26 protein-coding genes and 3 tRNA genes are annotated in these 24,828 nt (G+C 68.3%); 27 read left to right on the top strand and 2 right to left on the bottom strand.

From position 1 onward, the window contains the following. Positions 1 to 77 precede the first annotated feature (77 nt). Positions 78 to 500: a GntR family transcriptional regulator gene (locus MED15_RS34800; protein ID WP_167457632.1), complete on the bottom strand. Its 423-nt coding sequence runs from the start codon at positions 498 to 500 to the stop codon at positions 78 to 80. 975 nt (positions 501 to 1,475) lie between these two features. Here MED15_RS34800 and MED15_RS09960 point away from each other — a divergent pair. From MED15_RS09960 to MED15_RS09950, 3 genes are all read left to right on the top strand, one after another. Next, a complete protein-coding gene (locus MED15_RS09960; RefSeq protein ID WP_112735405.1) occupies positions 1,476 to 1,721 on the top strand; it encodes a precorrin-4 C11-methyltransferase in 246 nt (81 codons plus the stop codon). 149 nt (positions 1,722 to 1,870) lie between these two features. Beyond that, on the top strand, positions 1,871 to 2,692 hold the full coding sequence (locus tag MED15_RS09955; RefSeq protein ID WP_112735403.1) for a GntR family transcriptional regulator: 822 nt from the start codon (positions 1,871 to 1,873) through the stop codon (positions 2,690 to 2,692). Then, on the top strand, positions 2,680 to 3,456 hold the full coding sequence (locus tag MED15_RS09950; protein WP_244220427.1) for a glycosyltransferase family 2 protein: 777 nt from the start codon (positions 2,680 to 2,682) through the stop codon (positions 3,454 to 3,456). Before MED15_RS09955 ends, MED15_RS09950 begins: the two co-directional genes overlap by 13 nt. Here the strand turns inward: MED15_RS09950 and MED15_RS09945 are convergent. Next, positions 3,446 to 3,889: a hypothetical protein gene (locus tag MED15_RS09945; protein ID WP_112735399.1), complete on the bottom strand. Its 444-nt coding sequence runs from the start codon at positions 3,887 to 3,889 to the stop codon at positions 3,446 to 3,448. The genes MED15_RS09950 and MED15_RS09945 overlap by 11 nt on opposite strands. A gap of 1,231 nt (positions 3,890 to 5,120) precedes the next feature. Here MED15_RS09945 and MED15_RS09940 point away from each other — a divergent pair. The 24 genes from MED15_RS09940 (at position 5,121) to rplL (ending at position 24,298) form a co-directional block, all read left to right on the top strand. Continuing rightward, the gene (locus tag MED15_RS09940) at positions 5,121 to 5,516 is read left to right on the top strand and encodes a transcriptional regulator (protein ID WP_091402451.1); all 396 of its coding nucleotides are present in this window, start codon (positions 5,121 to 5,123) and stop codon (positions 5,514 to 5,516) included. A gap of 175 nt (positions 5,517 to 5,691) precedes the next feature. Continuing rightward, positions 5,692 to 7,287 (top strand): FtsK/SpoIIIE domain-containing protein, encoded by a 1,596-nt coding sequence (locus tag MED15_RS09935; RefSeq protein ID WP_112735397.1) that lies wholly within the window; start codon positions 5,692 to 5,694, stop codon positions 7,285 to 7,287. Beyond that, complete coding sequence (locus tag MED15_RS09930) at positions 7,284 to 7,550, top strand: hypothetical protein (RefSeq protein WP_112735395.1); 267 nt, start codon at positions 7,284 to 7,286, stop codon at positions 7,548 to 7,550. The genes MED15_RS09935 and MED15_RS09930 overlap by 4 nt, the downstream gene beginning before the upstream one ends. A gap of 3 nt (positions 7,551 to 7,553) precedes the next feature. Beyond that, a complete protein-coding gene (locus MED15_RS09925; protein ID WP_091402447.1) occupies positions 7,554 to 7,742 on the top strand; it encodes a hypothetical protein in 189 nt (62 codons plus the stop codon). Then, a complete protein-coding gene (locus MED15_RS09920; protein ID WP_112735393.1) occupies positions 7,739 to 8,281 on the top strand; it encodes a DUF2637 domain-containing protein in 543 nt (180 codons plus the stop codon). Before MED15_RS09925 ends, MED15_RS09920 begins: the two co-directional genes overlap by 4 nt. Continuing rightward, complete coding sequence (locus MED15_RS09915; protein ID WP_112726479.1) at positions 8,278 to 10,032, top strand: replication initiator; 1,755 nt, start codon at positions 8,278 to 8,280, stop codon at positions 10,030 to 10,032. The genes MED15_RS09920 and MED15_RS09915 overlap by 4 nt, the downstream gene beginning before the upstream one ends. Then, positions 10,029 to 10,214 (top strand): helix-turn-helix transcriptional regulator, encoded by a 186-nt coding sequence (locus MED15_RS09910; protein ID WP_030329852.1) that lies wholly within the window; start codon positions 10,029 to 10,031, stop codon positions 10,212 to 10,214. Before MED15_RS09915 ends, MED15_RS09910 begins: the two co-directional genes overlap by 4 nt. Beyond that, a complete protein-coding gene (locus tag MED15_RS09905) occupies positions 10,211 to 11,647 on the top strand; it encodes a tyrosine-type recombinase/integrase (protein WP_112735391.1) in 1,437 nt (478 codons plus the stop codon). The genes MED15_RS09910 and MED15_RS09905 overlap by 4 nt, the downstream gene beginning before the upstream one ends. Positions 11,648 to 12,129: 482 nt before the next feature. Then, the gene (locus MED15_RS09900) at positions 12,130 to 12,612 is read left to right on the top strand and encodes a hypothetical protein (protein WP_112584794.1); all 483 of its coding nucleotides are present in this window, start codon (positions 12,130 to 12,132) and stop codon (positions 12,610 to 12,612) included. Positions 12,613 to 14,269: 1,657 nt separating this feature from the next. Beyond that, positions 14,270 to 16,801: a putative bifunctional diguanylate cyclase/phosphodiesterase gene (locus tag MED15_RS09895; RefSeq protein WP_112584796.1), complete on the top strand. Its 2,532-nt coding sequence runs from the start codon at positions 14,270 to 14,272 to the stop codon at positions 16,799 to 16,801. 93 nt (positions 16,802 to 16,894) lie between these two features. Then, positions 16,895 to 16,967 (top strand) — tRNA-Thr (locus MED15_RS09890). A 24-nt stretch (positions 16,968 to 16,991) separates the two neighbouring features. Continuing rightward, a tRNA-Met gene (locus tag MED15_RS09885) sits at positions 16,992 to 17,064 on the top strand. 134 nt (positions 17,065 to 17,198) lie between these two features. Further along, a complete protein-coding gene (gene rpmG, locus MED15_RS09880) occupies positions 17,199 to 17,366 on the top strand; it encodes a 50S ribosomal protein L33 (protein WP_007073056.1) in 168 nt (55 codons plus the stop codon). 126 nt (positions 17,367 to 17,492) lie between these two features. Continuing rightward, complete coding sequence (locus MED15_RS09875) at positions 17,493 to 17,939, top strand: MaoC family dehydratase N-terminal domain-containing protein (RefSeq protein ID WP_091402433.1); 447 nt, start codon at positions 17,493 to 17,495, stop codon at positions 17,937 to 17,939. Between the two features lies 1 nt (position 17,940). Continuing rightward, a complete protein-coding gene (locus tag MED15_RS09870) occupies positions 17,941 to 18,333 on the top strand; it encodes a MaoC family dehydratase (protein WP_112726478.1) in 393 nt (130 codons plus the stop codon). Positions 18,334 to 18,462: 129 nt separating this feature from the next. After that, positions 18,463 to 18,535, top strand: a tRNA-Trp gene (locus MED15_RS09865). A 214-nt stretch (positions 18,536 to 18,749) separates the two neighbouring features. Further along, positions 18,750 to 19,139 carry a preprotein translocase subunit SecE gene (gene secE, locus MED15_RS09860; RefSeq protein WP_091403530.1) on the top strand — a complete coding sequence of 130 codons (390 nt, stop codon included), beginning with the start codon at positions 18,750 to 18,752 and terminating at the stop codon, positions 19,137 to 19,139. Positions 19,140 to 19,177: 38 nt separating this feature from the next. After that, complete coding sequence (nusG, locus tag MED15_RS09855) at positions 19,178 to 19,900, top strand: transcription termination/antitermination protein NusG (RefSeq protein ID WP_112584800.1); 723 nt, start codon at positions 19,178 to 19,180, stop codon at positions 19,898 to 19,900. 186 nt (positions 19,901 to 20,086) lie between these two features. Beyond that, positions 20,087 to 20,518, top strand: coding sequence for a 50S ribosomal protein L11 (rplK, locus tag MED15_RS09850; protein WP_091402426.1), 432 nt, complete (start codon positions 20,087 to 20,089; stop codon positions 20,516 to 20,518). Positions 20,519 to 20,597: 79 nt separating this feature from the next. After that, a complete protein-coding gene (rplA, locus tag MED15_RS09845) occupies positions 20,598 to 21,314 on the top strand; it encodes a 50S ribosomal protein L1 (RefSeq protein ID WP_112584802.1) in 717 nt (238 codons plus the stop codon). Positions 21,315 to 21,394: 80 nt separating this feature from the next. After that, a complete protein-coding gene (locus MED15_RS09840; protein WP_112601262.1) occupies positions 21,395 to 22,285 on the top strand; it encodes an ABC transporter ATP-binding protein in 891 nt (296 codons plus the stop codon). Beyond that, positions 22,282 to 22,971: a hypothetical protein gene (locus tag MED15_RS09835; RefSeq protein ID WP_091402419.1), complete on the top strand. Its 690-nt coding sequence runs from the start codon at positions 22,282 to 22,284 to the stop codon at positions 22,969 to 22,971. The genes MED15_RS09840 and MED15_RS09835 overlap by 4 nt, the downstream gene beginning before the upstream one ends. Positions 22,972 to 23,311: 340 nt before the next feature. After that, positions 23,312 to 23,857, top strand: a complete 546-nt coding sequence (rplJ, locus tag MED15_RS09830) for a 50S ribosomal protein L10 (RefSeq protein ID WP_112584808.1) — start codon at positions 23,312 to 23,314, stop codon at positions 23,855 to 23,857. Between the two features lie 54 nt (positions 23,858 to 23,911). Next, on the top strand, positions 23,912 to 24,298 hold the full coding sequence (gene rplL / locus MED15_RS09825) for a 50S ribosomal protein L7/L12 (RefSeq protein WP_091402415.1): 387 nt from the start codon (positions 23,912 to 23,914) through the stop codon (positions 24,296 to 24,298). Positions 24,299 to 24,828: the final 530 nt, after the last annotated feature.

The following is a 24,828-nucleotide window of genomic DNA, read 5'->3' as shown; positions in this document are numbered from 1 at the left end:
CGTCGCGCGCCCAGGCGGCGGCGCGTGAGGCCCGTTCCAGGGCCGCCTTGAGGACGTATCGAGGTTGCGAACAGGGGCTACTGGCTCGGCCGAAGCAACCTGTAGGTTCTGACGACTGCTTCGACAGTTCCACGTGATCGATCGATGCTCTGCCATTCGATTAGGGCCGTACCCACCTCGACAGCGAAGAGGGCTGCAAGCTCCGAGTCTGCGGCGACTTCCCGCTGTGCGGTCGTGGACGGACCGGCTGTGGTTTCTTGGCCTGCCGGTAAGCGGCGACTTGCATGGGTGCCGCGACCGTGTTCGGTGGTGACGTAGCCATCGGCCCGCAAGGCAGCTATGGCCTGGCGGACTGTGCCGCGGGCTGCCCGGAATTCGGCGGTGAGGGTGCTCTCGGTTGGCAAGAGGGCGCCCGGCGGGATTGCGCCGGTCTCGATGCGCTCCCTTAGCTCATCAGCGATGGCGCGGTAGCGGGGCTGTCCGTAGTGCGGGGTGGGCACCTGCTCACCGTACCTGGCACTTGTCTTACCAAGTGCCAACCAAGTGACCTATTTCGACGTCTAGACAACTCATCCACTTGTAGATACGTTTCTTGTTGTGCGGCTGAGGTGACGGCTCGTGTCAGGGGTGGTCCCGCGCCGGCTCTGGTCGCACCTGATGCGCGGCGTCCTGTCGGACCGGTTGCGGTAGCCGCGCGGACAAGTTGGCTCGGCGATACCCGACCCGTCCGGCGTCGGACGGTGCGCCGTGCCTTCATTCGGGCCGGTGGCCGGCTGCATTCCCCCGTGGCTGGCCACCGGTCCCCGCCTACCTGTGGAGGTGCGATGTCCGGCTCTCACCGTCGGCACCATTGGCTCTCGTCCTGGTGGTCTCGGAGACGCCCGTCTGCCCGGGGTGCCAACAGCGACGTTCCGTCGAGTCAGCGCGTGACTTCTACGACCTTCTCCCCGCGGTGGTCGACGGGCGCCACCCATGAGTTGCCGGTGCTCCGGTATGGGCCCTTGATGACGCGGGCCCAGCTTCACCGAGGCAACGGCGGGCGGTGGCCGCGATGAGTCGTACGAACAAGCCGGCCGCCGTCACGAGCCATCCGGACTGGTGCGCCCTGGATCGCTGCGGTTACCTGGTGCCGCCCGTGATGACGCACATGGCCCGCCGTCATCGCGGCCCGATGCAGCGGTCTGGCGACAGTCGGTCGGGAGGACTCGTCGTCACGTACCTCATCAGTGACGCACTGGGCAGTCCCATGGTCGGTGTTCACGTGACGTGCAGGGCCGGGAACGCCTGGGCGGAGTTGTCCGTGCCGCAGGCAGCCCAACTGGTAGAGCACCTTCGCGGATCGCTGGCACAGGCCACCGGGCAGCAGGGGGCCGGCGATGAGTGAGGGCGCCGCCATTCCAGAGGGCCGGTCGCCGTCGTCGATCGCGCCGTTCGTGTGCCCGGTCTGGTGTCGAGGCTGCGGACCGAACGACCCGATGCACCGCGGGCTTCTCTCCACCATTGGGCGGGAGCGGACTGGATGGGTCACCGTCCAACTGGTCGTCGACCGGTTCGCTCGCCGGGACCTGGCCGTAAAGCTCGACGCGACCCGTTACGGCGCGACGCAGACCGTGCTCCTGTCGCCCGCTCAGGTGGACCGGCTCATTGACGAGCTGGTCTACGCCCAGCTGGAGATGCTGACACCGGCAGATGGCGGCGAGCGGGCCGGAGAGATGGGGTGAACGCCAACACCCGTCGGGACTCAGCCGTTCCTCGTACCCCTGGCCTGCGCTCCGCGCGGCCACCGCGCCCAGCGGTAGCCGTACCGCCGGTTCCTGAGCGGCCGGCCGGCGGGACCACCTGGCAGACGTTGGAACGTCTAGGGGGTACGGTGACCGGTGTGCATGGCCGGGACTGGCGCCCTCGCTACCTGCAACTCGCGGAGGAGTTGCGGGCGAAGATCGTGAGCGGTGAGCTTGCCCCCGGCACTCTGATGCCCAGCGAGACTGAGTTGGCAGACACCTCGGGCCTGTCGCGCACAAGCGTCCGCAACGCCATCCGGCAGCTCCGCGAATGGGGCCTGGTTCGCGCGGAGCAGGGGCGCGGCACCTACGTGCGGGCACCTCGTCAGCGGGTACGCCGTCGCAACACCGAGCGGTACCAGTGGGAGAAGGATCGCGTCCTGCTCGACGAGGACGAGCGGCTGAAGACTGGCGCCACCGAGCACGACACCGGCCTGACCGTCGACGACCTGAAGTTCCACGCCGAGTACTCCCGGGTGGAGGCAGATGCGGAGATGGCAGCGGCATTACAGGTCGAGCTGGGTACTTCGCTGCTGCGCCGGGTCTACTGGACGTCCTCGCGGCACGAGAACGCGCCCTTGACCGTGTCCTACTCCTACCTGCCGTACGACCTGGTGGCTGCGAACCCGGACCTGCTCGACGCAGGCAAGGAACCGTGGCCGGGCGGCACGCAACATCAGCTCTACACGCTCGGCATCGAGCTGGACCGGATCGACGACGAAATCCGGGCCCGCCCACCGTCGCCCGATGAGGCTGAGCTGCTGGACATCGACCCCGGGGTCTCCGTGCTTACCGTGCGGAAGACCTCGATCGACACCACGGGACGCGTCGTCGAGGTCGCCGACGTGGTGATGCCGGGCGACCGCACCGAGCTTGTCTACTCCCACAAACTCCAGCGGTGGAAAACTTGACGCAGCTCGTCTCGGTCATCACCCCGGTCCACGCGCCCAGCATCGAGCACCTGCCTGGCGCCTACGAGTCGTTGGCCAAGCAGGAGATGCCGGCCGGCTGGGACTGGGAGTGGTTGGTCCAGGAGGACGGGCAGACCGGCGCCCTGGTCGACGCGCTGCCTGGCGATCCCCGGATCAGTCTGGGCACCGGCCGTCCCGGCGGGCCTGGTGTTGCTCGTACCCTGGCTCTTTCCCGCGTCTCCGGGCAACTCATCAAGGTGCTGGACGCCGACGACCAGTTGACCCCTGGCGCGCTCGCTCGGGACATCGCCGCGTTCGACGCGCACCCGCAGATCGGCTGGACCACCTCGCGGGTACTCGACCTGCTGCCCGACGGGTCGACCGCCGGATGGGACAAGGACCCGTCCGGCGGGGTCATTGACCGCGGTTCGGTTCTGTCGTTCTGGCAGGCCAACGACTACCGGGCATCGGTGCACCCGGCGACCCTGTGCCTGCGGCGGGATCTCGTCTTCGCCCTAGGCGGCTGGATGGCCCTGCCGGCCTCCGAGGACACCGGCCTCCTGCTAGCCGCCAACGCGGTCAGCGCGGGCTACTTCACCCGGGAGTACGGCCTGCTCTACCGCAAGTGGCCTGGCCAGGTCACCAGCCAGACCGCGCACCGGGAACCGGCCGAGTACCAAGCACGGATGAGGATCATCGAGGCCCGAGCCAAGGCCCTGGCCTCGATGTTCCCGAACGGCTTCGCTGGTAGCGCTACGGCGTAGCCTCGTGCCCCGGCATCCCATGGGTACGCCGCCGCTCCTTCATCTCCGCCTCGAAGATGTGCCGGCGACCGCCGGCCAGCTTCTCTCGTGCGTCCCGGTCGATCTCCTGGAACGCGGCGTAGTAGCCGTCGTCGAACTCCTCCACGATCTGGAACGTCCACCGGCCGGGTAGTACGTTGCGCCCCAACAGCTCGTGTTCGACCCGATCAGCGACCTCGTCGTGTTCGGCGTGGCGCAGGAGCTTGACGACCCGATCAAGAGTCAGGTCCGCGCCGCCGACCAGTTGATGCGCCGAGTAGAGATGTCCGCGCACGCGGTGGATCGTCTCCAGGGCCTTACTCAGCTCGCCCAGTGCCTCAACGGTCGAGTCGTCCAAACCGTCTGGCCTGGTATGGGCCTCGTCAACGGCACTCGCCTGCTCCTCAGCTGCCATGCTGGCCTGGTACCCCGAGTATGTCCTGCTTATCCCTTTCGGCCATCAGCAGAGGGCGGAGCCCCGGAGGCTCCGCCCTCTGCTGGGATCCCCGCTAGACCAGTTGCGGCGCGACCCCAATGATCAACAGGATCGTGACGAGGATCTGGATCACCACAACCTGTGGTGCCCGCAGGGACACATTGAACTGAACCACAAAACTTCTCCTTGAGTGGTGTTGAATCAGGCGGCCGGCTTGACCTCCATGTGCAGACGTTCTGAGGATGACGGCTCGCTCCCGTCGACCCCATTCAAGAACGACACTGCTGCCGATCATAGTAGCCACATTCATGCTGCCCGTAAAGTGTCTCGCCCACTGAGGACTAACCCGGGCCTTGAGGGTGGATAGTGTCCGCGAAGCGACAGTCGGGAACGGCCTAAGTCGTCGCCAACGCGTTCACTGAAGGCGTTGTGCGGATCGTCCGAACGACGTTTGCGCTGCTCACGGCGCTAGAGGTGTGCGAGAGAGGCCTGCGGCATTAGATTTAAATTTGGCTGAATTATAGTGATGGAATTCAGATGTAGACCCAGAACTAGCCATAGGCGATTGCTTTCGGGGTTAAGATTCGATCATTTAGATTCGGAGGACGCGGTTCGGTCGACAGGAGTCGGAGAGTCAGATCGCCGGCAGATTTCGTGACTCTTGTTCTCGTCGCAAGTCCGGAACGTTGTGGTTCTAATCTATCTAGACTCAACATTCGCGGTATGGAATACTCGCAGAGGCAAGCTTGGAGGTTCAAGACCACTCTGAGCTGCTCAAAGACCCCCGCGTGGCTGTGTCAATGGATCAGGCGGCCGGCGGGTTGATGGCCCCTCCGCTCGCTCCGGAGGGGCCATCACTGTTTACCCCTGCCCTCGGCCGAACCTCAGGCTGATCGTTTGAGCCTGCCTCAGGTCGGCCCGCCGCTCGGGGCTGAAAACGGTCGTTGTCAGAGCCGTGCGACCCCTTCAGTGACCAGGCGTCCCCTGGGCTGGGCAGCCAACTGGCTGGTCCGAAAATGAGGGTTCTCAGAGCTGCGGTCGCGGTACGGCGGGTGGCGCTCAGCGACGCTTCTACGTCGGCGAACTGGTAGGGCGCGCGGCCCTCTGAAGGTCGGCCAATCAATCATCGTGTGGTTGTTGACTTGTCTGCCAAGTGCCGTCTACGTTGACTTACAACTTGGCAGACAAGTTAACAAGTGGAGGTTGAGCGATGGCTCTGCGAGGCGGCACGAGGTTCGCGGTGCGGTGTGAGGACGTGTTCCCGGCGGGGTGCGCGTTGGTGCCCGAGTCTCTGGGCGAGGTCGAGGACTACGACGAGAAGACCGGTCGGCGTAGCCCGGCGAAAGACAAGCTGACCGGCCAGCGGGTGTGGCAGGTCCGGGTGATGGACCTGGATCCGGAGCTGGGGAAGCGGTCGCGGGAGACGACGGTGAAGATCTCGGCGGACTATCAGCCGGTGCCGCCGACGGGTGGCCTGTTCGAGGCGGTGGAGTTCGACGGTATGACCGTCACGCCGTACGTGGGCAACAACGGTCGGATGGCGTATTCGCTGCGGGCGACCGGGATGCGTGCCCCGGCGGGCGTGGCGACGAAGGCGGCGCAGTAGCCGCATCTGGTAGGGGCGGGGCTGTCAGGTCTTGGCGGACGGCAGCCCCGCCCTCTGTCTCTTTCCCCTGCTCTCTCGAGAGAGGTAGTGACATGTCCAAGCGTATGCCTGCCGTCCTGCGGCGGCCCACAGTGGCGGGTACGCGATGATGCGCCGGCCGCGTGGCGAGGTCGTAATGACCACCGCCGGGGATCTGATGGTGATCCGGCCGCGCCGGCTTGAGCTGCCGGTCTGGCTGATCGCCGTCGGCCTGGTGCTGCGGTGGCTGTGGCGGGGCCTGTGGTGGTGCCTTCGTCACCCGGTCGCCGTCGGCCTGGTCATGGCCGGGGTGACCCTCTTCCGCGAGTTCGGTCGGGCCGGCGTGATCGTGCCCGTGGTCCTGGCCGCTGCCGTGTCGGCATTGTGGCGGTGGCGGCACGAGTCGTCCTGGTGGACCTGGTGCGCCGGTCCCATCCTCGGCCGCTTCCGTCAGCTCTTCGTCTACCGGCGGGCCTGGCGCGAGGCAATGACGCTGTGCGGGCTGGCCAAGGTGTACGACCACCGCACGGTCCTGCCGGAGCTGCTGCGGGTCCGCTCGGACCAGGCGCTCGACGTGCTGACCATCCGCATGGTCCGCGGTCAGACACCCGAGGAATTCCAGAAGGCAACGGCGAACCTCGCGTACGCCTTCGGCCGGCGGCACGCCCGGGTCTACTCCGAGCGCCCCGATGACCCGCCGATCCGTTCGGGCTACTGGGCGCTGGTCCTGGGCGCGGTGGACCGGCTGCGGTTCCGGGACCGGCCGTCGGTGGTCTACCTGGTGGTGGTCCGCACGGATGCGCTGCGCACCCTGGTCGACCCGTTCGACGTCCCCTCGGTGCCCGACTTCACCGCTCTACCGCTGGCGCGACGGGAAGACCTGCGGCACTGGTGCCTGCACCTGCTCGCCACGCACGTCCTCATCGGCGGCGCCACCCGCTCCGGGAAGGGCTCGGTCCTGTGGTCGCTGGTCCGCGTCCTGGCCGGCGGGATCTCCTCCGGGCTGGTCCGGCTCTGGGTGATCGACCCCAAGGGCGGCATGGAGTTCGCCATGGGCCGGCCGCTGTTCGCCCGGTTCGCCTGCAAGTCGTTCGAGGCCATGGCCGACCTGCTCGACGAGGCCGTCACCGTGATGCGGGAACGCCAGACCCGCCTTGCCGGCGCGGTGCGAGTCCACACTCCGACCCTGGCTGACCCCCTGGTCGTGGTCGTCATCGACGAGATGGCGGCACTGACCGCGTACCTCCAGGACGTCGACCTACGCAAGCGCATCGCCGGCTCGATCGGGCTGCTGCTGTCGCAGGGTGCCGGCGTCGGCGTCCTGGTGGTGGCCGCGTTGCAGGACCCCCGCAAGGAGGTCCTGCCGTTCCGGGACCTGTTCCCGACCCGGATCGCGCTCGGCCTGACCGAGGCCGCTCAGGTCGACCTCGTGTTGGGCGACGGTGCCCGCAACCGGGGTGCCCTCGCCGACCAGATGCCGCGCTGGGCCAAGGGCGTCGGCTACGTGATCCTCGACGGCACCCCGGAACCGGCCCGGGTCCGCTTCTCCTACATCTCCGACGACCACATCCGCGAGCTGGCCGCCGAATATCCGGCGCCGGCCGACGCGGCGGACATCCTCGCCCAGGTCGGCCGCGAAACCGCCACCGAACCGGCCCGGCCGCCTCTGCCCCGGCAACGTCGCGGACCACTGCTGCCTGACTCGCTGCTGAACATCCTCGACCGGGACACCGACGGGGGTGAGCCGCGGTGACCGCCCCGACCGACGGCCGAACCTTCTACCGGCTCCGCGCCCCCGGCACCGACGGCGCCACCAGCACGGCCGTGTCCGTGCGCGTCGACCCCACCCGGCCCGATGCGTACCCGGTCTATCTCGCCGTCGGCGGCGGCCGACGCCGCATGTACCTGACCCCCGACGAGGCGTGGGCGCTGTGGCGCTGCCTCTCCGAAGCGGTGGCCACCCTCGGCGAGCCACCCGACCACATCCGTACCCGCGTCGCCCCGGCCCGGAGGTAACCGATGTCCCTCAAGAGCTTCTTCCTCGGCACCCACCGCCTCAAGCCCCTGCACATCGAACTCAACGGCTCCCCGGACCGGCTCGCCGGTGCCCTGCACGGCCTGGCGCACATGGTCAACCGCCGTCGCGACCTCAACGGCCAGCAGATCTGCATCACCCTGACCGTCCGCGACAACGGCAGCGGCCGATGATCCGCGAACGCGCCGAGTCCGGCGTTCGGGTGCTGATCCTGCTCGTCGTCGGCACCATGGCCGGCGCCGCCGCCTTCACCCACGTCCACGACCTGACCGTTGCCCACGGGCAGCCCGACTGGATCGGCTGGGCCAACGCCGTGGCGGTCGAGCTGATGGCGATCTACCTCGGCCTGGAGATCCGTGCCCGCCGTCGCACCGGTCGACCCGTCGGCCTGGTCGGCGTCCTCCTGATCGCGTTCGCGCTGCTCTCCCTCGCCGCCCAGGTCGCCGAAGCCGAACCGTCCGTCTGGGGCTGGATCGTCGCGGCGGTGCCGTCGCTGGCCTTCCTCGCCCTGGTGAAGGTCGTCCTGTCCAGCGAACCCGCCACCCCGCCGGCAATGGAGCCCGATCAGCCGCAGGGCGATTGGTACGACGAGCCGCAGCCTGTCGAACCCGCGCCGCCGGCTCCGGTGATGCCGCCGGCATCAGCCGCGGTGCTGCCTCCGATCAAGGCCATCCAGCCCAACCGGCCCCAGGTCGTCGGGATCATCCGATGACGGCTCCCACCCTCCCCGGCCTCGAACCCGCCCCGACCCCGGTTGCTCCTCGGCCGGGGTCGCGGGCGGCCCGCATGGCGCTACCCCGCTCGATCGACGTCCTCAAGGACATCGCCATCGAGTACGGCGTCTGCGTCCGCCCGCTCGCCATGCGCCGCACCGACCTCGACACCGGCCTGACCGAAGTCATCGACCTGCCCTGCGGCGCGACCCGCGAGGACAAGTGCCCGCCATGCGCCAAGAAGAACCGCCGGCTGCGGCAAGCCCAGATCCGCGAGGGCTGGCATCGCGACGACGAGCCATTACCCGGCCCGGAACCCGCAACCGAAGCGCAGAAGTCTCTGATCCTGTTCCGCGCCCACCTGGAGTTCTCCCGCGACGAGGCGGTGAGGGCGGCCCAGTGGGATCAGGTGACCGACCTCGACGAGGCAATCCGCGAGGTAGAGGAAGCCATCACCGCTGAGGGCCTGCGCGGGCGCGTCGGACCACCCCACGCCAGCGACGACGAGGACCAGGACGACGAGCCCGGCCCACGGCGCAAGCGCTCCACCAAGCGGCGCCAGGATGCCCCCGAACTGCCTCGGCGCAAGGTCGAACGGCGCACCGTCGGCAAGACCTACACCGCCCCGGACGGCTCCACCTACCAACCGTCGATGTGGCTGACCCTCACCCTCGACTCGTACGGCCCGGTCCGCCCCGACGGCACCCCGATCAACCCGGCCAGGTACGACTACCGCCGCGCCGCCTGGGACGCCGTGCACTTCCCCCGGCTGCTTGACCGGTTCTGGCAGAACCTCCGACGGTGCGAGGGCTGGAACGTCCAGTACGCCGGCTGCGTCGAGCCGCAACGCCGTCTCGCCCCACACGCCCACTTCGCCATCCGGGGCACCATCCCTCGGAACGTGCTCCGCACCGTGGCGGCAGCCACCTATCACCAGGTGTGGTGGCCCTCGGTCGACGTCCAGCGCTACACCCTCGACCGGCTCCCGATCTGGGACGAGCAGGCGGCGACATGGGTAGACCCGGACACCCGCGAGCCGCTAACCACCTGGACGGTAGCCCTCGACACCATCGACGACGACCCGGACGCCGAGCCTGTGCACGTCGTCCGCTTCGGCGCCCAGGTCGACGCCCGCGGAGTCATGCCCGGCACCGAGGACGCCGAACGGACCATCCGGTACGTCACGAAATACATCACCAAGAACACCGGCGACTGCCACAAGGCGACCACCGACCGGCAACGCAAGCACCTCGACCGGCTCTGGCAGCAACTCCAGGTCACCCCATGCACCGACCGCTGCGCCAACTGGCTGCTCTACGGCGTCCAACCGAAGAAGGCACACGCCAAGCTCAAGCCCGGCCGCTGCAAGGGCAAGGTCCACCAGCGCGACACCCTCGGCATCGGCGGCCGGCGCATCCTCATCTCCCGCGACTGGTCCGGCAAGACCCTCGCCGACCACAAGCACGACGCGCGGGCCTGGGTCCGGGCACTTCTCGGCGTGACCACCGACGGCATGCAGCTGGTCGACGACCAGGGCGACACCACCGAACGGGTCCGGCATGCCTGGGAACTCGCCCGACCCGACGACCCCGACGTCGGCCCGATGACCCACCGGCTCATGCGGTCGATCAGCGAACGCGCCCGCTGGCGATCCGAACTACTCGCCGCCAAAGACCGGGCCGCGCAGGAGTCCGCAGATCTTTCGGCAACTCAGCACAGCGCACAGCACGACGGGGAGGAAACGCAGTGAACGAGGAGTTGTTGACCGTGCCGGAAGTGCTCGCCGAGCTGCGCGTACCGCGCTCGACCTGGTTCTACTGGCGGCAGACCGGCAAGGGACCACGGGTGATCAAGCTCCCGAACGGGCAGCTGCGGGTCCGCCGGTCGGCGCTCGGTCGGTGGCTCGGCGACCTGGAGCAGGACGCCGCATGAAGAGCTACGAGGTCCAGATCTGGGAGATCGGCAAGCGCGCCGACCGGAAGGCTCGGCCGTGGCGGGTCCGCTGGGCGGTGAGCGGCCAACGCTTCGAGGACATGTTCCGTACCAAAGCCCTGGCGCACTCGTTCCGCGCCGAGCTGGTCCAGGCGGCCAACGCGGGGGAGCCCTTCGACCCGGCCACCGGCCGCCCGGTCTCCGAGGCCAGAACCAAGAACCCCACCACCTGGTACGCGCACAGCCGCGCGTACGTCGAGATGAAATGGCCCCGGGCAGCGGCCAAGACCCGGCGCTCGGTCGTCGAAGCGCTGACCTCGATCACGGTGACCCTGACCCGGCCGAGCAAGCGGGGCCGACCGACCGACGCCCTGCTCCGTGAGGCGCTGTACCTCTACGGTCTCAACCCGCGCCGCTGGTCCGAGGAGATCCCCGGCGATCACGCGGCAGCGCTGGCCTGGCTAGAAACCGCGTCGGTCCCGGTCGTCGAGCTGGACTCGCCCGCGGTGGTCCGCCGCGTCCTCGACAGCCTCTGCGTACGCCTCGACGGCAAGTCCGCGGCTGCCTCCACCGTCCAGCGGAAGCGGGCCACCTTCTACAACGTCCTCGGGTACGCCGTCGAGCTGGAACTGATCGCCTCCAACCCGGTCGACCGGGTCCAGTGGACCGCTCCTGAGGTCGCGCAGTCCATCGACCGGCGAGTGGTGGCGAACCCGGCCCAGGTCGCCACGCTGCTGGAGGCGGTGAAATCTCTCGGCAAACGCGCCGACAAGGTCACCGCGTTCTTCGGCTGCCTCTACTACGCGGGGATGCGTCCCTCGGAAGCCGCAGACCTACGGCGGGAAGACTGCGACCTTGCCGGCCGGTGCGCAGACTGCGGGGCCGACTTCGACGACCTGGCGGCGGTCAAGCCTTCCCGGTCCTGCAAGCACGAGAAGATCGAACATCGCTGGGGCCGCTTGGTGCTCGCCGGCACCTCGCCGCGCGCCGGCTCGCACTGGACCGATGACGGCGGCTCCCACGAGCGGCGCGGACTCAAGCACCGGGGGAGGGCTGAGACTCGGACGGTCCCGATCCCGCCTCGGCTCGTCGAACTGCTGTGCGCCCACGTCGAGAATCACGGGGTCGGCCCGGACGGTCGGTTCTTTCGGGGCCTGCACGGTGGGCCGCTGTCGGAGTCGGTCTACGACCGGTGGTGGAAGCTCGCCCGCGAGAAGGCGCTGACCGAATCGCAGGTCGGCTCGCCGCTCGTCCGCCGGCCGTACGACCTGCGGCACGCGGCGGCCTCACTCTGGCTGAATGCGGGCGTCCCACCGACCGAGGTAGCCCGGCGCCTGGGCCACGGCGTAGCCGTCCTGCTCCGCGTCTATGCCAACTGCATAGACGGGGGAGACGACACGATGAACGACAAGATCGGCGATGCGTTGGGATGACCGGCTGGGTGGATGCTTTGTGGCACAGTCGAACCGTGCGCAAATCTCGTCCGCTAGTCATCGGCGGGGTATCGATCGCCCTCGCTGGCGGCTCGTCGGTGGCGATGGCGCTTGCGGCACCGGCAGCTACTTCGGGATCGTTTCAGCTCTGGATGGTGGCCTTGGCGGGTGTCCTCGGCGCGCTGAGTGGACAGGCTGCGAGTCGGGGGCTGGCGGTACGCGAGCCCTTTAAAAAAACCCGTGAGGTACACGATTTACCGGGTGATGCGCAGCCTCCGCAGAGAAGGTGCTTCCTGGCGTGGGGCGTCGGCACGTAGTGGGCGGCTCCGGATGGTGTCGGGGCTTGAGTGGCGAAGCCGCAGGCAGGGAACGCCGGTTTGGAAGAGCGTGCTCAACCGGTCGTGATGCCCGGAATGCCTGCGGTTGGTGGCCAGCCCGGGCGATAGGAACTGGAGGATCAGTTGCTTCTTTGGGACCATGAGATGCAGCCCTTGCGGGAAGGGTTGCAGAACATTCAGCCACCGGAGCGGCTGGCCCTCGCGATGGCGGTGATTGAGCGGACGTGCGATGGGATGGGTCAGATCGAGACAAAGGAAGTCCGCGACTACCTGGATCGCGGAATGACTGCCGGACGTGAAGCAGTGTCCGCTGGCCGGGACAAGATCGAGCTTTCCGAAGAGACGCTCGACGAGTATGAGGGTGTCCTGGACCTCGCAGACGAGCCGGGTACCTCGCACATGTTGTCGGCTCTATTGGCCTGCGCCGACGCGCCCGAGGGCCTAACGGGCGAGGTTCTCTACGGTGTCCTCTCCTTCTGTTACGAGGGGCTTCTCGATCGGGAGGAACTGCCGGAATGGACTGTGGAAGCCGAGCGAGCGAACGACAGGTGCGTTGAGACGATTGCCTTTCAGAGGAGACTGGTCCACGAGGCACTGGTGCGTGGCGGGGGACAACGCCGCGGCTGAGCGGGGCGGATCTCGTCGTCGGGCAGTCGCCAGACCGTCCAGCCTCCTAAGGCCGGGCAAGGTCGACTGCCCTACCGGCCGGACGTGACCGGGACTGACGTGGTTTGGACCGTCATTGATGTGCTGGCTGGCGGACTGCCTGTTCTCCAAGAACCGTCGAAGGTTAGATGTGCAAAGTTAGACCTGGCCGGATCGATCAGAACCCTGGGCGCGTGGGCGGCATCTGCGGTCGGGACGGCAAACCTGCCATAACCAGCTTGGTTCTTATTACCAGGACCAAGAGCGGGCGAAGCCGGTCGATCATGAGGTATGTCGCGGGGGTACTCCCGGCTGTAGGGGGCATGGGCAGATAGTGGGCGGTTGGGCGGCCAGTCTGCCTCTGTTCGGAAGAAATGGCAGGTCGTCGGGCTGCGCGAACCATCATCGCCGACGCCCTGTAAATCCGTCGCGAAAGCTTCAGAGGTTCGAATCCTCTACCCGCCACCAGGTGCAGATGCGGCCCCTGACCAGCAGAGATGCTGATCAGGGGCCGTTGTCCTTTGTCTGGCCGCCAACTCATCCGCGGCGGCGGCGACACCATGAACGACAAGATCGGCCACGCACTCGATGAGCGACCTTCTTTCAGCTGCTGATCTTGGCCGTGGTGTCGAAGACGAGATGGTGAGCTTCGGCGATGACGTCTGCGTCGACGTCAGCTGTCGTTGTGCTGGTGTACGGGTGCTCTCAAGCCAACGTCGCAGGTCGTCACCCTCGTTGCCCTTGGTTGGCGAGATGCCGGCGAGAGGATCGCGAGGGTCGGACCGTCCACACCTGCGATCAGGCAGTCGCATGGGGCCGAGATCGCGCCGGCCGCCGTGCTCGGTCTGACCGCTCCACAGGAGTGCGGTCGTGTTCCGGGCGTTGCGGTGATCCGGTCGGTTGGGTCTGCCGCCAGGTTGGCGCTCGAGCTCGTGGCGGAGTTGACCTACGCCGGAGCGCGCTCCATCTGTCGCCGCCGATGTCAAGTGCGATGTTAGCTGCGCATCCACTGCTCGTGATCAGCGCCCATGTTGCTGTCCGCCCACTGAAATGAACCCGACGAGGGGCTGGCGGGATGGCGAGGAGCCGGTATGGTGGTCGATGGCCGGATTGGAGGCGCGGGTTCGTCGCCGGCTGTTGAGGTGTTGCTGACGGTGACCGTCGGAGAATGTGACGAGTGCCTACAGCTGGCCCCGAATTGCGGTGAAGGTCGTATTCAACGCTGCGTGAAGCGGTGAACCACCCCGCAAGCTTGTGATCTGGTCCGGTGCGTTGGGGGCCGTAGGCCGAACGGCGAGAAGTAACAGACGGTGGGGCCAGTAGGGCGACCACCACTTCTCTGGCTGCCCGCGCTGTGGCACGATCGTGGAACCTCCATCAACGCTGTACATCTCCCGACAGGAGCGATCATGTCTGGTCGAAGGCTAGGCCGACTCGGTGGGTCTCTCCTCCTTGTTCTCGCTGCCGCCGCCATCGTTGCCTTCCCCGCCGGCCTCTTCGACGGCAGTGCCAGCGGAGCTCAGGCCATCGATCTCATCTGGACTGTCGTTCCGGAGAACACTGTCTTCGGCAGTGGTCGCTGACTGGTTCAGCTCATCCCCACTCAAGGGCGGTAACCGCAGGCGCCGTAGGGAGCGGTATGGCTCCGCGTGATCGATCGCGACGCCGTTCGGCGGATCGTGCCTGGTTCATCACCGCGCCGCTGGTGTTCTTCGCAGCGATCTGTTCCATGGTCACAGGGCTGGTGTCCTCCCAGCCCTTCGGTGAATGGCTTCTCGCGCTCCTGTTGTTGGTCGCCATGGCCGCCGTGGGCATGCCGGTCCTCAACTTTGTCGTCCGGCGGCAGTCGTTCGGCATGACCCTGACCGAGATTCCGCTGGTACTAGCGCTCTTTCTGCTGCCACCGCTGACCGTCGTCGCCATCTACACGGTGGCGTCCATGCTCACGCAGACGCGGCACCGGTTCGCGCCCGTCAAGTTCTGGTTCAACGTGGCCAAGGCGGCCGCCGGGACCTCTCTCGCCGTCCTCCTCCTTCAGGCGCTACCGCCCTCGAAGGAGGTGGACGACCCCGGTACCTGGCTGAGTCTTTTCGCGGCCGTGACCGCGGTGATCCTCGTCAGCCTTGCGGGCATCGTCGGCGTGCATACCCTCCTACAGGGCTGGCCGGCGGGACGGGACTCTCTTCGCACCGCACGCCCCGCCCTGCTCACTGCGGCGATCAACGTCTCGCTCGGTTTGATCATTCTGATCGCCGTCACGACCACCTGGTGGTCGTTGGTGCTGCTGATTGCACTCGGTGTGGCCCTGGTTCTGGTCTACCGCTCCTACGCGGAGTTCTTCCGGCAACACCGGACGCTGGCCGCGATGTACGACCTGACCCGCGCAATCGGGGAGCGCGGTCAGGACGGGACGCTCGTCGATGCTCTCCTGGGTCGGGTCAGGGCCCTGATGCAGGCCGAGTACGCGACTCTGTGGCTGCCCGCCCTGGGCCGCCATCCTGAGGTGTTACTCACCGCCAGGGTTGACGATCCGGGTCTGCTCGACGTCGTACGGACGCCGGCTTCCCTCCGCCAGCGAGCCGCTGGTGAGGGGCGGACCATCGCGGTGGGGCGCGCCTTCGACGAAGAGTCGAACGAGCGCCAGGCCCTGAGTCACGGCAAGATCAAGGATGTCATCGTCGTGCCGCTCCGGTCCGGCCAGGCGGTCATCGGCACCCTGGAGGTCGCCAACCGCCTCAGCGACGTCGGCCATTTCACCCGTGGTGACATCCCCATCTTCGAGACCGTGGCAGCGCACGCGGCCGTGGCCCTGGAGAATTCGCGGCTGGTCGACCGGCTCCGGCACGACGCGCACCACGACACGTTGACCCGACTGCCCAACCGGCGGCGGATCACCGGAGCGTTGGACGAGTCGGTCAAGATCCGCGCACCGGGCGAGGTGGTGGCGCTGCTGCTCTTCGACGTCGACGGGCTGCGCCAGGTCAACGAGTCCCTGGGGCACGCGGCCGGGGACAAGGTCCTCACCGAGGTCGCCAATCGGTTGCGGGCCAGCGCGCCGTCGTCGGCTCTGGTTGGCCGTGCAGGCGGGGACGAGTTCCTGGTGACGCTGCGGTTGGAGAGCGCTGAGGCGGCGCTCGAGTTGGCCGCCCAACTGCGCGACCAGATCCGCGACGAGATGGTCTTCGACGCGCTCACCCTCGACGTGGACACCGCCGTCGGGGTGGCCGTACACCCGGATCATGGCAGCGACGCGGCGACCCTGCTGCTCCGGGTCGACCTCGCCGCCACCGCGGCCAAGTCGGTGCCGGGCAGCGTGCAGCTGTTCAATCCCGCGCTGGAGTCCCGTTCGCTGCGCCGGTTGGGTCTGGCCGGCGACCTGCGCCGAGCACTGGACCAGGACGAGCTGGAGGTCTACTTCCAGCCCAAGGTGACCCTGCGGGACCGGCGCCTGGTGGGTGTGGAGTGTCTGGCCCGCTGGGAGCACCCGGCGCACGGCACGGTAGCGCCCGAGGACTTCGTGGCGGTGGCCGAGCACACCGGCCAGTTGAGCCGGCTCACCGAGGTGGTCCTCCGGGAGGGCCTTCGGCGCAGCCGGGACTGGGCGCTGGCCGACCAACCGCTGCCCATCGCGGTCAACCTCTCGGCTCGTACGCTCATCGACCAGCACTTCCCGGACCGGGTCCAGGAGTTGTTGACCGAGTACAAGGTGCCGGCGCAGCGCCTCACGCTGGAGATCACCGAGTCGGGGGTGCTGGACGGCACGGACCGGCCGATCCCCACCCTGCAACGGCTGCGGGATCTCGGCGTACGGCTGTCGGTGGACGACTTCGGCACGGGTGACTCGTCCCTGGCGCACCTGCGCCGGCTGCCGGTGCACGAGGTGAAGGTGGACCGCTCCTTCGTGCAGGGCATGGCGACCGACCCGGGGGACCTGGCGATCGTCAACGCGGTGGTCACCCTCTCCCAGCAGTTCGGTCTGGCGGTGGTGGCCGAGGGGGTGGAGAGCGAGCTGACCCTGGAGCTTCTCCAGGACATCGGCTGTGAGATCGGGCAGGGCTTCCTGTTCAGCAGGCCGCTGCCGTACGAGCGGCTGGCTGCCTGGTTCGGTGCCCAGGTCGAGCCGGAGACGGTCGCCAACGGGGAGCTTCCGCGCCTGCGTGTCGTGCCCTGAGCAGGGCGCGGACGATCACCGGGGATCCGATTTCACCTGTCGAGCCGGGCCGTGTACTCTTACTCCTGCGCGCCCCACGGGGAGATCGCGCAGGCCCCCTTAGCTCAGTCGGCAGAGCGTCTCCATGGTAAGGAGAAGGTCTACGGTTCGATTCCGTAAGGGGGCTCGAGGGTTCAGCTGGACCCATCGCAGCGGTGTAGCTCAGATGGTAGAGCAAGCGGCTCATAATCGCTGTGTCGCCGGTTCAAGTCCGGCCACCGCTACTCTCGTCTTCCGGGCTCGTTGCCGGTGGTCGTAAGAAAATGGGCGCTTCTGGCGCCCACTTTGCATGTCCGCGCTGTCAGCGTCTAGGCTGGCGCGTCGTAGTTGTTTCCGTTAGCGAGGAAGGCACTCCGCCGTGGCGAAGGCTACCGATGTCCGGCCGAAGATCACTTTGGCGTGTGTGGAGTGCAAGGAGCGCAACTACATCACGCGCAAGAACCGGCGCAACGACCCCGACCGCATCGAGCTGAAGAAGTTCTGCCCGCGTGACGGTCGGCACACGGTCCACCGCGAGACCCGCTGACTGCTGGCCGGCCTCAGGGCCGGCCGTTGTCGAAGCTTTCCGATCGCCGATCTGACCGGTTTGGTGCGGCTCCGCCGCCGCCTACCGATCAGGTCGGCGATTGGGCTTTCCGTGTAGGTTCGCGGCATGCCTCTGGACCCTTCCTTCGTCGGCCGGACGTATCCGCCGACCGCCCCCTACCAGGTGGGCCGAGAAAAGATCCGCGAGTTCGCCAGTGCCATCGGCGCCACCGACCCGGCTCACCACGACCCGGAGGCCGCGCGGGCGCTGGGCCACCCCGACGTGGTGGCCCCGCCGACGTTTCCGGTGATCGTGACGATGGCCGCGAGCAGCCAGATCATCGAGGACCCGGCCCTGGGTGTCGACTACAGCCGCCTGGTGCACGGCGACCAGCGGTTCGCGTACACCCGGCCGGTGGTCGCCGGCGACGAGCTGGTCTGCACCAACACCATCGAGGACGTCAGCACCAGGGGTGGGCACGGCTTCCTGACCACGCGTACCGACGTGAGCACCGTCGGCGGGGAACCCGTGGTCGCGGTCTGGGCCAGGTATGTCATTCGCGGGGAGGCGTGAGATGGAGTTGCCAGCACAGAGGTTTCAGGTGACCCGCGCGGACCTGGTCCGCTACGCCGGCGCCTCGGGTGACTTCAACCCGATCCACTGGAGCGACCGGGTGGCCACGAAGGTGGGCCTGCCCGGGGTGATCGCCCACGGCATGTTCACCATGGCGCTGGTCGGGCGGGCGGTCACCGGGTGGGCCGGGTCGCCGGACGCGGTGGTCGAGTACGGCGTGCGTTTCACCCGTCCGGTGGTGGTCCCCGACGACGACCAGGGGACCGAGATCGAGGTGACCGCGCGGGTCCGCGAGGTGACCGAGGACGGTCTCACCAGACTCGAGGTGACCGCCACCTGCCTGGGTGAGAAGGTGCTGTCACAGGCGCGGGCAACCATCCGGACGGCACGCTGAACCGGGCCCGCCACGCGTGGCGGAGAGACCGGTTGGGAAAGTCGGGCGGCTACCCGTACACTGGTCCGCCGTGGGGCAAGTGACCCCTGCTCGGTCGTCTGTGGCCGCGTGGGGCGAGTGTTGCCACATAGGGGTGTAGCTCAATTGGCAGAGCAGCGGTCTCCAAAACCGCAGGCTGCAGGTTCAAGTCCTGTCACCCCTGCGCCTCAGGCCTGACCGTTCCCGTGGGTCGCGCCGCCAGCTTGGCGGCGTCCGGCCCGTGGTGGTGGCATCGGCGGGGTGGCTCCGAGGCAATCGGGGCCCTCCGGGTGATCCACCGGCCGCGGCCCGTCGCGGGACGGTTGGGTCCGGCCGGCGTGACCAGCGCCGCGTACGCCACTCGGCGTGCGACCCCAGATTCCGCGACGGAGGGCGAAGTGGCCGACAACAAGCGGCGCGACGACGACGGCGACGATCGTCTGGACGACGAGGTCGTCGACGACGTGGCCGACGACGACGCCTCCGGCGCGGACGAGCCGGTTTCCCGGGGGGGCACCGCCACGCGGTCCCGTGCCCGGGCGGAGTCGGCGGACAGCCGGCCGACCACGCGGTCGGAAACGGGTCGGGTGGGCGTCTTCGGCCGCATCGCCCGGTTCTTCCGCGAGGTCGTAGCTGAACTGCGTAAGGTCATCTGGCCGACCCGCAAGGAGTTGCTGACCTACACCGCCGTGGTGGTGGCGTTCGTCGCGGTGATGCTGACGATCGTGGGTGTGCTGGACTTCGGCTTCGCCAAGGTCGTGTTGTTTGTCTTTGGCAACTCGGACTGACCGGCTGCCTCCAGCCATAGTGACGGAAGTGAGCGAGCGTGCCTGAGTACGACGAGACCGCCGGACCGGTGGACGAGCAGTCCACGGTCGCGACGGCGGCTGGTGACGAGTCGGTCGAGGCCGCCAGCGAGCCGGAGTTCCCTACGACCGAGCCCGCACCGGACGAGGACTACGACCCCGTCGCGGAGCTGAGGCAGAAGCTTCGCTACGCGCCGGGCGACTGGTACGTGGTGCACTCGTACGCCGGCTACGAGAACAAGGTCAAGACCAACCTCGAGACCCGGATCACGAGCCTCGACATGGAGGACTTCATCTACCAGGTCGAGGTGCCGACCCGGGAAGAGGTCGAGGTCAAGAACGGTAAGCGTTCGCAGATCCAGGCCAAGGTCTTCCCGGGCTACATCCTGGTCCGGATGGAGTTGACCGCCGAGTCCTACTCCTGTGTCCGGAACACCCCGGGTGTGACCGGCTTCGTCGGCGCGACCGACCGGGCGGACCGGCCCGCTCCGCTCTCGCTCGACGAGGTGCTGAAGTGGCTGGCGCCGGCGGTCGAGACCGAGCAGAAGAAGGCGAAGCCGGAGATCAAGGTCCTCGACTTCGAGGTGGGCGACTCCGTCACCGTCACCGACGGCGCGTTCGCGTCGCTGCCGGCCACGATCAGCGAGATCAACGCCGACCAGCAGAAGCTCAAGGTGCTGGTGTCGATCTTCGGTCGTGAGACTCCGGTGGAGCTCAACTTCAACCAGGTCGCCAAGATCTGATTGGTCGTCGGCGGCGGGCCCGGCCCGCCGCCGACGTCGGCGTACGCGCTCTCGCTCGACCTCGGCGGACGAGTGGGCTGCGGCCTGCGCTACTCTTGAATGTCGCCGCTGTCGCACCGCGCTGACCGTGCGCGCCCGAGGGCGGCGACAGCCGCATTTTCCCAGCTCCAAGCCCCAGGAAGTGACATGCCTCCGAAGAAGAAGCTCGTCAAGACGTTCACGCTTCAGTTGCCGGCGGGCCAGGCCACGCCGGCGCCGCCGGTCGGCCCCGCGCTCGGCCAGCACGGCGTGAACATCATGGAGTTCTGCAAGTCCTACAACGCGCAGACCGAGTCTCAGCGGGGCGACATCGTCCCCGCCGAGATCAGCGTGTTCGAGGACCGGTCCTTCACGTTCGTGCTGAAGACCCCGCCCGCTGCCCGGCTGCTGATCAAGGCTGCCGGTGTGCAGAAGGGTTCGGGTGTTCCGCAGTCCGAGAAGGTCGGCTCGGTCAGCCGCGCCCAGCTGCGTGAGATCGCCGAGAAGAAGATGGCCGACCTCAACGCCAACGACATCGCCCAGGCCGAGAAGATCATCGCCGGCACCGCCCGGTCGATGGGCATCACCGTCAACGACTGACGTCGGCCCCGGCCTTCGACCCAAACCGTGGGAGGGCTCGCGCCGAGCGGCCCGCCAGAGACCACAGGAGTAATAAGCAATGCAGCGCAGCAAGAGCTACCGCAAGGCCGCCGATGTCATCGACCGGTCGAAGCTCTACACCCCCACCGAGGCCGTGAAGCTGGCCAAGGAGACCACCAACGTCAAGTTCGACGCCACGGTCGAGGTCGCCATGCGCCTCGGCGTCGACCCCCGCAAGGCGGACCAGATGGTCCGCGGCGTGGTCAACCTGCCGCACGGCACCGGTAAGACCGCCCGCGTGATCGTGTTCGCCAGCGGCGCGAAGGCCGAAGAGGCCGCCGCCGCGGGTGCGGACGAGGTGGGCACCGATGAGCTGGTCGCCCGCATCCAGGGTGGTTGGCTCGACTTCGACGCGGCGATCGCCACGCCGGACCAGATGGCCAAGATCGGCCGGATCGCGCGGATCCTGGGCCCGCGCGGTCTCATGCCGAACCCGAAGACCGGCACGGTGACCATGGACGTCACCAAGGCGGTGCAGGACATCAAGGGCGGCAAGATCACCTTCCGGGTGGACAAGCACTCCAACCTGCACCTGATCATCGGCAAGGCCTCCTTCACGGAGACCCAGCTGGTGGACAACTACGCTGCGGTGCTCGACGAGGTGCTGCGTGCCAAGCCGTCCGCGGCCAAGGGCAAGTACCTGCGCAAGGTCATCCTGACCACCACGATGGGCCCGGGCGTCCCGGTCGACCCGAACCTGGTGAAGAACCTTCGGGAGGACCAGGCCGACGCCTGAGTCGACAGATCGCTCCGCCGGGGCGCCGCCACGACAGTGGCGGCGCCCCGGCGCGTTCCCGGTGTGGCAGGCTCGACGCCATGCGGCTGGAGAACGTCTGGTTGCGGTACCACCGGCGGGGGCCGTGGGTGCTGCAGGGCATCGACGTGCGGATCGGTCCCGGCGAGGTGGCGATCGTGCTGGGCCGCAACGGGGTGGGCAAGTCGACACTGCTCCAGGTGGCCGCGGGGGTCCTCCGCCCGGGCCGGGGCCGGGTCACCGACCGGCCGGCACGGGTGGGTTGGGTGCCGGAGCGTTTCCCCGCGGACCAACCGTTCACGGTGACCCGCTATCTGACCGGGATGGCCCGGGTGGCGGGGCTGGGCAGGGCTGCGGCCGACGAGGCGGTGACCTCCTGGACGGACCGGCTCGGGCTGGCCGCCTTCCGCTCGGTCCGGTTGCCGGAGCTGTCCAAGGGCACCGCGCAGAAGGTCGGCCTCGCCCAGGCGCTGCTGCGCCCACCGGGCCTGCTGGTGCTCGACGAGCCGTGGGAGGGGCTGGACGCCGCCACCCGTGAGTTGGTGCCCGAGCTGATCGCCGAGGTGCTCGCCGCCGACGGGTCCGTCCTGGTCAGCGACCACCGCGGCGAGACGGTCCGGCTTCCGGCCGCGCGCCGCTGGTTGGTGGCCGACGGCTCGCTCTCCGAGGAGACGTCGTCGACGGACGAGACGATCGCGGTGGTCGAGGTCGCGGTGCCGGCCGCGCGGGTCGCCGGCACCGTCGCCCGGTTGCGCGCCGAGGGCCACCAGGTGCTGCGGGTACGCTTCGACGCCTCCACCGCCGTATCCCAGGCCCTACCCGTCGAGCCGCCCCGGTCGGCCGGTGCCGCCCGACCCGCCGAGCCGCCGCTCGGGATGGCCGGGGAGTTGACAGCGGAGCAGCCGGAGGCCGCTGACGACGCTGTCGAGTCGGCAGCGGGGGAGACCCGGTGAGCGCCCTGGTCCGGATGCGGCTGGCTGGTTTCCTGCGAACCGGCCGGGCGTTGGCGCCGTTGCTCGCCGGCCTGATCACGCTCGGCACCCTGTACGGCGGTGGCCGGGCCCAGCCCGCGGAGGCGTACGGGGTCTCCGCGGTCGTGCTCTTCCCGGTGCTCGCCTGGCAGACCAAGATCCTGTTGGACGTCGAGCCGGACGTGCAACGTCGGCTGGCGCAGGTGACGGTCGGGGTGGCGCGGGAGCGGTCGGCCGGGCTGCTCGCCGCCGCGGTGGCGGCGCTGGTGACGGTGGCCGTCGCGCTGCTCTTTCCGTGGCTGGTCGGCGGGGTGTCCGGCCCGGTCGACCCGGGGGACCGGTCGATTCCGGTCGGGCTCGCCCTGGGATTGTGGGCACACCTGCTGGTCGTACCCGCTGCGGTTGCTCTTGGGGCGCTGGCCAGCCGGGCGTCGGTGGGTGGCGCCGGGTACGGCGTCGCGGTGCTGGCCCTCGGCGGGGTCGGCGCGGTGGTGTTCGGCCTGACCGGCTCGGTGGCTCCCTGGCTGGCACCGCCGATCATGGCGGCCGCTCGCACCACCGCCGGCGACGCGGCCGCGCTGACCCTGCTGGGGCTGAGCGGGTGGGCGCTGGCCTGGAGCGCCGCTGTCGTCGGCGGCTACCTGTGGCGCCGGCGGGCCCAGGGCTGACCGGCACCGGTACGGGTGACGTGGCTCACCGGGCGCGATTTGGTGCTGCTGGTCGGGGCGCGTACTCTTCAACCGTCATCCGTGTTCTCATGGATGAGGAACCACCCAGAGACCGCTGGTCACCGTGCTTCGGTACGGTCGAAGGTCCCGCGACAACGGGCGACCCGCGTAGGGCGGCAAGCGTAACTCGGCAGTGAGCATGGTCCGCCGACCATGACGATCCGCCGGCCCTCGCCCCGTGCGCCCTGCGCCGGGGCTTTTTCGTTGTCGCGCTGCCTCCGCCCCCGTTCCGGCTTCGGCCGAGACGGGGACCAGCCTCGAGTAACGAGAGAGGAGGGACATGGCGGACAAGCCGATCCGGGCCGACAAGGCCACGGCCGTCGCTGAGCTGACCGAGAGCTTCCGCAGCTCGGGTGCCACCGTGCTGACCGAGTACCGCGGTCTGACGGTTTCCCAGCTCACCCAGCTTCGGCGCTCGCTCGGCGCCGATACCAGCTACACGGTCGCGAAGAACACGCTGGCCAAGCGTGCTGCGACGGACGCGGGCATCACCGGCCTCGACGAGCTGTTCACCGGTCCTACCGCGCTGACTTTCGTTTCGGGCGACGTCGTCGAGGCGGCGAAGGGGCTTCGCGACTTCGCGAAGGCCAACCCGAAGCTCGTCATCAAGGGCGGTGTCTTCGAGGGCAAGGCCATCACCGCGGCCGAGGTCACGAAGCTCGCCGACCTGGAGTCCCGCGAGGTGCTGCTGGCCAAGCTGGCCGGCGCGATGAAGGGCAACCTGAGCAAGGCCGCGGCCCTGTTCCAGGCCCCGCTGTCGAAGACCGCCCGTCTGGCGGCTGCACTGCAGGACAAGCGCGAGAAGGAGGGCGCCGAGGCGGCCTGAGGCCCCCACGGCGCACCAGTTCTTACTTAACAGAATCAGGAAAGGACGCCAGATATGGCGAAGCTCAGCACCGACGAGCTGCTCGACGCGTTCAAGGAGATGACGCTGATCGAGCTCTCTGAGTTCGTGAAGCAGTTCGAGACGACCTTCGAGGTCACCGCTGCCGCTCCGGTCGCGATCGCCCAGGGTGGCGGCGGCGGCGGCGCTGCGGCCGAGGCCGAGCCGGAGCAGGACGAGTTCGACGTCATCCTCGAGGCTGACGGTGGCAAGAAGATCCAGGTCATCAAGGTCGTGCGTGAGCTGACCGGCCTGGGCCTCAAGGAGGCCAAGGACGCGGTCGAGTCCGCGCCGAAGGCCATCCTGGAGAAGGTCAACAAGGAGACCGCCGACAAGGCGAAGGCCAAGCTCGAGGGTGAGGGCGCCAAGGTCACCCTCAAGTGACCTGACGTTCCACCAACGCGTACCCGGCTCGTGAGCTGGGACACCATCGCGTAGCGGCGGGCGGTGATCCGACACGGATCACCGCCCGCCGTGTTGGTGGATCTGGCTGCGACAGGTCCTGAGCTGGGCTCCAACCATGGGTACCCTTGACCCGAACGAGCGTGGCGGGTCGCCCTCCAGTGGGAAACAAGGGACAACCCGGATACCGGCCCTTGACGCGGCCCGGGGCTGCCAGGCACGCTGACACCAGCAAGACACCGCGCTTGCGACGGCCACGACGTGGGTATGACAGCGACGGCACCATCGGCCGCTGTAACCCGAGCGGCCCAGTGGGGAGTTGCGTTCTGAGCGGCCCGGCAGACCCCGGTTGACGGGGGCCGAGGCGCGCTCCGCAAACAACCTGCGGGGTGGGCTGGACAGCGGTTAGCCTCTCGGCTACACTGCTAGTTTGCGCTGCCTTCCGACTTGACCCCTGCTCGGAAATGTCCGTTTACGGATATTTCTGGTGGGGTCATTGGAGTGCACGCGTA

Origin of the sequence: Micromonospora noduli, assembly GCF_003264475.1 — a bacterium.
Classification (GTDB): domain Bacteria; phylum Actinomycetota; class Actinomycetes; order Mycobacteriales; family Micromonosporaceae; genus Micromonospora; species Micromonospora noduli.
Note: the sequence above shows the minus strand (reverse complement) of the source record. Positions and strands in the feature narration are given on the sequence as shown.

Coding starts and splice junctions, on each gene's coding strand:
- MED15_RS09960 (WP_112735405.1), top strand. CDS start 1,476: ATGCACCGCGGGCTTCTCTCCACCATTGGGCGGGAGCGGACTGGATGG.
- MED15_RS09945 (WP_112735399.1), bottom strand. CDS start 3,889: ATGGCAGCTGAGGAGCAGGCGAGTGCCGTTGACGAGGCCCATACCAGG.
- MED15_RS09940 (WP_091402451.1), top strand. CDS start 5,121: ATGGCTCTGCGAGGCGGCACGAGGTTCGCGGTGCGGTGTGAGGACGTG.
- MED15_RS09935 (WP_112735397.1), top strand. CDS start 5,692: ATGACCACCGCCGGGGATCTGATGGTGATCCGGCCGCGCCGGCTTGAG.
- MED15_RS09925 (WP_091402447.1), top strand. CDS start 7,554: ATGTCCCTCAAGAGCTTCTTCCTCGGCACCCACCGCCTCAAGCCCCTG.
- MED15_RS09920 (WP_112735393.1), top strand. CDS start 7,739: ATGATCCGCGAACGCGCCGAGTCCGGCGTTCGGGTGCTGATCCTGCTC.
- MED15_RS09915 (WP_112726479.1), top strand. CDS start 8,278: ATGACGGCTCCCACCCTCCCCGGCCTCGAACCCGCCCCGACCCCGGTT.
- MED15_RS09905 (WP_112735391.1), top strand. CDS start 10,211: ATGAAGAGCTACGAGGTCCAGATCTGGGAGATCGGCAAGCGCGCCGAC.
- MED15_RS09900 (WP_112584794.1), top strand. CDS start 12,130: ATGCAGCCCTTGCGGGAAGGGTTGCAGAACATTCAGCCACCGGAGCGG.
- MED15_RS09895 (WP_112584796.1), top strand. CDS start 14,270: ATGGCTCCGCGTGATCGATCGCGACGCCGTTCGGCGGATCGTGCCTGG.
- MED15_RS09875 (WP_091402433.1), top strand. CDS start 17,493: ATGCCTCTGGACCCTTCCTTCGTCGGCCGGACGTATCCGCCGACCGCC.
- MED15_RS09870 (WP_112726478.1), top strand. CDS start 17,941: ATGGAGTTGCCAGCACAGAGGTTTCAGGTGACCCGCGCGGACCTGGTC.
- rplK (WP_091402426.1), top strand. CDS start 20,087: ATGCCTCCGAAGAAGAAGCTCGTCAAGACGTTCACGCTTCAGTTGCCG.
- rplA (WP_112584802.1), top strand. CDS start 20,598: ATGCAGCGCAGCAAGAGCTACCGCAAGGCCGCCGATGTCATCGACCGG.
- MED15_RS09840 (WP_112601262.1), top strand. CDS start 21,395: ATGCGGCTGGAGAACGTCTGGTTGCGGTACCACCGGCGGGGGCCGTGG.
- rplJ (WP_112584808.1), top strand. CDS start 23,312: ATGGCGGACAAGCCGATCCGGGCCGACAAGGCCACGGCCGTCGCTGAG.
- rplL (WP_091402415.1), top strand. CDS start 23,912: ATGGCGAAGCTCAGCACCGACGAGCTGCTCGACGCGTTCAAGGAGATG.